The 6,372-nt window shown below is 39.7% G+C and carries 7 protein-coding genes; 5 read left to right on the top strand and 2 right to left on the bottom strand.

Annotation, left to right across the window (positions count from 1 at the left end):
* Positions 1–426 precede the first annotated feature (426 nt).
* Both JCM9140_RS21270 and JCM9140_RS21265 read left to right on the top strand, forming a co-directional pair.
* Positions 427–2,139, top strand: a complete 1,713-nt coding sequence (locus JCM9140_RS21270; protein WP_034751459.1) for a methyl-accepting chemotaxis protein — start codon at positions 427–429, stop codon at positions 2,137–2,139.
* Between the two features lie 169 nt (positions 2,140–2,308).
* Entirely contained in the window at positions 2,309–2,737 is a 429-nt protein-coding gene (locus tag JCM9140_RS21265; RefSeq protein ID WP_235715434.1) for a transposase, read from the top strand.
* 204 nt (positions 2,738–2,941) lie between these two features.
* Here JCM9140_RS21265 and JCM9140_RS21260 read toward each other — a convergent pair whose 3' ends face one another.
* Entirely contained in the window at positions 2,942–4,192 is a 1,251-nt protein-coding gene (locus JCM9140_RS21260; protein ID WP_235715435.1) for a glutathione ABC transporter substrate-binding protein, read from the bottom strand.
* Positions 4,183–4,536 carry a hypothetical protein gene (locus JCM9140_RS24760; RefSeq protein WP_235715433.1) on the bottom strand — a complete coding sequence of 118 codons (354 nt, stop codon included), beginning with the start codon at positions 4,534–4,536 and terminating at the stop codon, positions 4,183–4,185. Before JCM9140_RS24760 ends, JCM9140_RS21260 begins: the two co-directional genes overlap by 10 nt.
* 553 nt (positions 4,537–5,089) lie before the next feature.
* Between JCM9140_RS24760 and JCM9140_RS21255 the strand changes: the two genes are divergently transcribed.
* From JCM9140_RS21255 to JCM9140_RS24050, 3 genes are all read left to right on the top strand, one after another.
* Positions 5,090–5,356: a type II toxin-antitoxin system Phd/YefM family antitoxin gene (locus JCM9140_RS21255; protein WP_034751456.1), complete on the top strand. Its 267-nt coding sequence runs from the start codon at positions 5,090–5,092 to the stop codon at positions 5,354–5,356.
* Positions 5,343–5,663 (top strand): type II toxin-antitoxin system RelE/ParE family toxin, encoded by a 321-nt coding sequence (locus JCM9140_RS21250; RefSeq protein WP_034751453.1) that lies wholly within the window; start codon positions 5,343–5,345, stop codon positions 5,661–5,663. The genes JCM9140_RS21255 and JCM9140_RS21250 overlap by 14 nt, the downstream gene beginning before the upstream one ends.
* A gap of 177 nt (positions 5,664–5,840) precedes the next feature.
* Positions 5,841–5,987 (top strand): hypothetical protein, encoded by a 147-nt coding sequence (locus JCM9140_RS24050; RefSeq protein WP_166485475.1) that lies wholly within the window; start codon positions 5,841–5,843, stop codon positions 5,985–5,987.
* Positions 5,988–6,372 lie beyond the last annotated feature (385 nt).

The raw sequence follows: 6,372 nt of genomic DNA, 5'->3' as shown, positions 1-6,372 counted from the left end.
GAACTGGACAATAAATCGATTCGATCGGACAATAAATAAACCAAACTGGACAACAAGCTGCTAATAATAGAGGGGAAGCCCTGCATTTTCACCTGCTTGTGGAGAAATAAAAGACTCAGATCGGTCAAATCGTCTTGCTTAAACCAAAAAAAGGTGGATAACCACCTGTTTATAAAGAGGGTTATCCACCTTTTTTGAGATATGCTCAAGGGTAAGGCTCGAGGTCATGGTCGAGATGAGTGGTTATCCACAAATGGGTCAAGGAACCTGGTCCCCATGACCCACCAAAAACTTTTTTGATTATTATGGTTTAGTATTCATCAGTACGGGAATATAAGATTGTTTGGTGTGGAGGGACTTTGGTCGCGTGCTAAATTTACTGTCAACGAAACACGAAACAAAAAAACATCAGCAGGAGTGAAGAACATGAACATAGTAAAAAATTTAAAAATTGGTCATAAGCTAGCATTTCTTATAACCATTATGCTAGTTTTTCTTTTTATTGTTGGTACTATTGGTTTGCTTTACAATGATCGAGCCAATGACCGTATGGAAGATATGTATGAAAGAGAATTGTTGTCTGTGTTATATATTAATGAATTACGTGCTCAAAGCAGGGCGATTGAGGTGTATACACTCGAGTATATTTTTTCTGATGATAACCGAAAACCAGAATTATTAGAAAGAATTGAGCAACGAACAGAAAGAAGCAATCAAGTTTTTTCTACTTTATTGTCAATAGATGGTTCTGAATATGAACAACAGCAAATCAATAGTATACATAATGAGGTTCTTGCGTATAGAGAACATAGAGAAGAAATTATTGAACTTGGTCGTATTGGAAGTCAGGAGGAAGCTCTTGCTTATCACTTCGAAACGGCTGGATTAGTAGATGATCTTAATAAAAACCTTGAACAATTGGCTTACTATATTGAAAATACAGCATTAGAAAGCTATGAAACAGGTAAACAGGAAGCTCTGTTTGCCAATCAAATATTAATGGCTCTTATTATCGTTTCTGTAATGATAGCGATTGGAATTGGTTGGTATATCACTCGTTTAATCTCAAAACCTTTACTTTCAATGGTAAGAAACATCCAAAAAGTGGCTGATGGTGATTTGACAGTTGAGCCAATCGTTACTCAATCAAAAGACGAAGTGAGTCAATTGGCAACGACTCTGAATAAAATGACTGAAAACCTTCGAGACTTAGTCAACCATATTCAACACTCCGGGGAAGAGGTGGCTGCTTCTTCTGAACAGCTAACAGCTAGTGCAGAAGAAAGCAAAAGTGCTTCACATCAGGTTTCTTCTCTTGCCCAAGATGTTGCAGAGGATTCGGAAAAGCAATTTCAAAATGTGACGAATGTTTCAAGTGCTGTACAGCAGTTTTCAGCTGGTATTACAATGATCGCCAAGAACAGCCGTGAGATGGAATCACTCTCTGAAGCATCTTCTACGTATTCAGATGAAGGAGTAAAGTCTGTAACGGATGTTGTCACACAAATGAACCTTATCCATTCGGACGTTGAACAGACAGATCAGATTATTAAGTCACTTGGAAATCACTCAAAGGAGATTGGTCAGATTATCGAAGTGATTACAAATATTGCTGATCAGACAAATTTATTAGCTTTAAATGCTACGATCGAAGCAGCTCGAGCTGGTGAGCATGGAAAAGGATTTGCTGTCGTAGCTAATGAGGTGCGGTATCTAGCAGACCAATCCAGACAGTCAGCCGACCAAATTTCTGTTATGATTCACGACATACAAGGAGAGACAGATCAAGCAGTTACTAGTATGAGAAATGTAAAAAAAGGGGCTCAAACAGGATTAGTAGCAAGCGAGAAAACGAATCAATCGTTCCAATTGATATCAAGTTCTCTTAAAGAGCTTTTTGTTAAAATTGATGAAGTCTCACAGTCCTTGCAAGAAATGAATCAAGTTAGTGCGAGCATTTCTTCGTCTGTTCAGGACGTTCAGGCCATTGTGGAAGGCGGAATGTCAAAAAGTCAAGAAAGTTCAGCTGCTTCAGAAGAACAACTAGCGGCGGTCGAGGAAATAGCCTCAGCTGCTCAATCGTTATCTCATCTATCTGAAGAACTGTTCCAATCAACAACCCGATTCCGCATTAACTAGTGTGACAACTCAAAAAGGTGGATAACCACCTGTTTATGCAGAGGGTTATCCCCTTTTTATGAGATATACACAAGCTAAGGTTTGATATTATGGTCGAGATGAGTGGTTATCCACAAATGGGTCAAGGAACCTGTCCCCATGACCCCTTCGTGAGATCGGTCGCTTACACGTGATCGATTCAACAACGATGAGCATGAGTGTCAGTCAGTACCCTTGGGCGACTTTTCGTAAAACGAAGGCGGGCATTCGCCTTCATTTACGAGTCGTGGTTACCAAAGAGTTGACCTTACCCGATAAAGGAATTCTTTTATCAGCTAAGCATGCAGACCGCACTCAAATGGGAGATCTCCTTGACATTGATTCAGATGCGATCCACTTGTATGACCGTGGCTATATCGATTATAAACCGTTTGATCATCTCTGTTTACACGATGTTCGGTTGATCACTCGTTTGAAGAAGAACGCACAGGTTGAAGTGCTATCCGAACAAATTCCACATGCAGGTTCGCCTATTGTAAAAGACCAAGAAGTGTTTCTAGGCAACGCGCAAAATGGGACAAAAATGACCCACTCCTTGCGCCTAATCGAGACACAATGAATGATTTAAAATCTGAATATTCAGACTGCTTAGAGTGACTAAAAAACATTGATTTGACATCAGTAGAATTTATTTATGCAATGCTAATGACTTTTTGAAGAAGGAAGATCTTTTTGCCATCGCGGAGCGATTTCGTTCTTCCCCTGCTCCCCCAAAAAAGAAAATGGGCTCTTGAGATAAGTCTCAAAAGCCCGTTTTCTTTAATTAACGATTTAACGTTACATCACGCAAGAAGAAATACCCACTTGGATATTGCCAGAACCCTTCTACATCTGAACGTACAGCTGAAATGTTATCAGGGAAATACAAATACGCATATGGAGATTCTTCAGCAAGCTTGTTTTGAACTTGTGCATATAAATCAATTCGAGTTTCCGGATCCGTCTCTTGTCTAGCGGCATCAAGAAGTTGGTCTAGTTCCTCATTTACAATTCGAGAACGGTTTCCTGGTGGTCCAATGTTATCTGAGTGGAATACAGCGTATAGGCCGTAGTCCGCATCAATCGTAACCGTCCCCCAGCTACCTAGGAATATTTCCATTTGACCTTGACCGGCACGTTCGATATATGTTCCGAACTCGTACGTATCAATGTTTACATTTACACCGATTTCTGCTAATTGAGATTGAAGAGCAACAGCTAAGTCTTGACGCTCGCGCTCGTCATCTGTTAATAAAGTTACATCAAATCCGTCGGGATAGCCTGCTTCTGCGAGTAGTTCTTTTGCTTGTTCAATGTCATACTCAATGGAATCTACATCTTCACTATAGCCATAAACACCTGGAGCAATTGGAGTATCAGCCGGAATGCCGACACCATCTAAAATGCCTTCCACTAAAGCATTTTTATCTACAGCCATGTGAAGAGCGCGACGAACATTCACATCATTAAACGGCTCTACTTCTGTGTTAAAACCAAGATATACCATTCTTGTACTGCTAACTTGTTCAATTAATGTATCAGGATTGCTTTCAACACGAGACACATCACTAGGAGAAACCGTGAAGTTAATATCAATAGCACCCGTCTCTAACTCAGCAATACGTGTTAAACTCTCAGGAATGACTTTAAATGTTACTGTACCCACTTTTGCTTTCTCTTCATGCCAGTAATCTTCGTTATTAGAAAGCGTGACTGAATTTCCAGGCTGTTGATTTTCAAATTTAAAATAGCCTGTACCTGATGGTTTTTCATTTGCTGCCTTAAATGGACTTTCACCATTAGCTAAGTCCTCGTATGATTGCTCAATTAATTGTGGACTGATTATACTACCGGCAGTATGAGCTAAATGAGCAGGAAGTGGTGCAAACGGAAATTCTGTCTCGATATGTACAGTGTATTCATCCACTACACGAACGTCAGTCACCATTCCAAATAAAAAGGCAACAGGAGCAGCAACCTCAGGATCTCGAACACGGTCTAAACTTAACTTAACAGCTTCTGCATTTAGTCTGATCCGTCATGGAATGTAACACCTTCACGGATTTTCGCTTCCCAAACCGTATCTTCAACTTGTTCAAGTGATTCTGCTAGTCCAGATTGAATCTCTGAATTTTGATCCATGTAGACAAGACGATCATAGATCGTTGCGTTAATAGTGTTAGCAACTGTTTCGTTTGCGCCATGCGGATCTAAAGAAACAGGATCCGATACGACACCGATGTTAAGATCATGTCCAAGTGTTGGAGAGGCGTCATCAGATGGTGATTCATCCGTTGTTTCGTCCGTGCTACAAGCAGCGACAAAACCAACAACTAATGCAAGCATGATAACAAAATATTTCGTTGAAAAGTGCTTCATGTAAATCCCCCTTTTTTCTAACTACAAAAAAATTATAGTCTAATAGTTTATTATCTGTCAATTTAATACAGGATATGGAAAAAATAGCAGGGTCATGGGGACAGGTTCCTTGACCCAGTTTGTATGGAGACTAGTGGACAAGCTCTCGGACAGTAAATGGTGCAATCTCGACAATAAATCGAAAGAACTGGCAAACGGTGCCTGTCACTCCCCGAAGATTGCTAGATTTTGTCGAAAGATTGCAAGTTAGTTAGAATAAGTGAAGAAGTCTTGTGGGGAGAAATCTCTGCCAGGTGTTTCTTTTGGTTTTGATTGTGAGGAGCGCGACTTCATTCTTCTGGGGCAATCAAAAATTTTGTGAAATAGGTTTATGTATAGGGATAGACAAAGGCACAACGAGCAGATAAAAATCTGCTGTTGTGCCTTCTTTCGCGCAAAACTTCCGATTGTCCCCTGTTAGAACCGTCCCTACGTTCGAGGTAAATAACTCAATTGTTAAATGTACATAATGATGCTATAATTATGTAATAATCAGTGATTGGGAGATGATCTTGTGCCTGAAATTCGACCTATAAAGGATCTAAGAAATACAACAGAAATTTCTGAGTTGTGTCATCAGATAAAAGAACCCGTTTTTATTACTAAAAACGGTTATGGTGATATGGTTGTTATGAGTATGGAAACGTATGAGAACTCTTTGGCGAAGTTAGAATTATACCAAAAGTTAGCTGAAGCAGAAACACAAATTAAGAATGGAGAACAGCTTTTAGATGGAGAGGAAGTCTTTAAGACACTAAAAAAGAGACATGGAAGAAAATAAATTTCAAATTAAAGTCACACCAATAGCATACAATGATTTGGATGAAATCTATGGCTATATCGTTAATAGCTTATTTAATGAAAGTGCTGCTGACTTACTTTTGGAAACAATAGAAACAAGTATTATGAGATTGAGGGATTTCCCGTTTTCCTGTAGCCTTGTATCTGATGAAGTATTAAAAGTAAAAGGTTATCGCAAGCTTATTGTTGAGAATTATATTGTGTTTTATCTAGTTAGAGCAGATGAAAGGGAAGTCATTGTCATGCGGGTCCTGTATGGTGGACAAAAATATCAAGATTTACTTTAACCAATTCCGATCCGGTTTCGGTGCCTCGGTTTCGCTGCACCACCCGAAGATTGGTAGATTTTGTCGAAAGTTTGTTAGCTTAGCAGCGTAAAAGAGATAATCTAAAGATGCAACTGAATATTGTGAGGGTGGTTGGTGGTTACGCTTCTTTCCGGTTTAGGAAAGGAGGTGATAATCATGGAAACACTTCTTGAATTTCTTAGAAAAGTTCTGAAAGGGCTTGTGCGTGAAATAAGCGCATATACTTTTCGGAAGAATGTACTAGAGAACAAGAAAACCACCCCTCGCCGTAGGAAGCAGGGTGGTTCTCAAGATAAGCTTTAAACTATTGACAACCACCACCCTGATGGTAGAAGTTGCAAGGGAGTGTGTTAGCGCACTTCTCTTTTTTATTATGTATACATTATACCACTAGTGTTGCATAAATACTGACTGAATTTTCAGTTTTAAGGTTCTTCCTGTTTTGAGCCAAAAAAGTAAATACCTAAGCAAAGGCGGCTCCGGCTCCATCCATTTGGGGAAATATTTACAATTTGACAGTTGCGACAACGACAGTTTCTTTATTAAGGAACAACTTTCCCTTCAATTTTACGAAGCCAAATACGTGCTGGCTTCCACAAAGCAGCTCTTGGGTGGGTCATGGGGGTCATGGGGACAGGTTCCTTGACCCAAACCACTTGGGAGCGTCTAGGACAATAAAGTGTGCACT

Source organism: Halalkalibacter wakoensis JCM 9140 (assembly GCF_000513095.1).
Classification (GTDB): Bacteria; Bacillota; Bacilli; order Bacillales; family Bacillaceae_D; genus Halalkalibacter; species Halalkalibacter wakoensis.
Note: the sequence above shows the minus strand (reverse complement) of the source record. Positions and strands in the feature narration are given on the sequence as shown.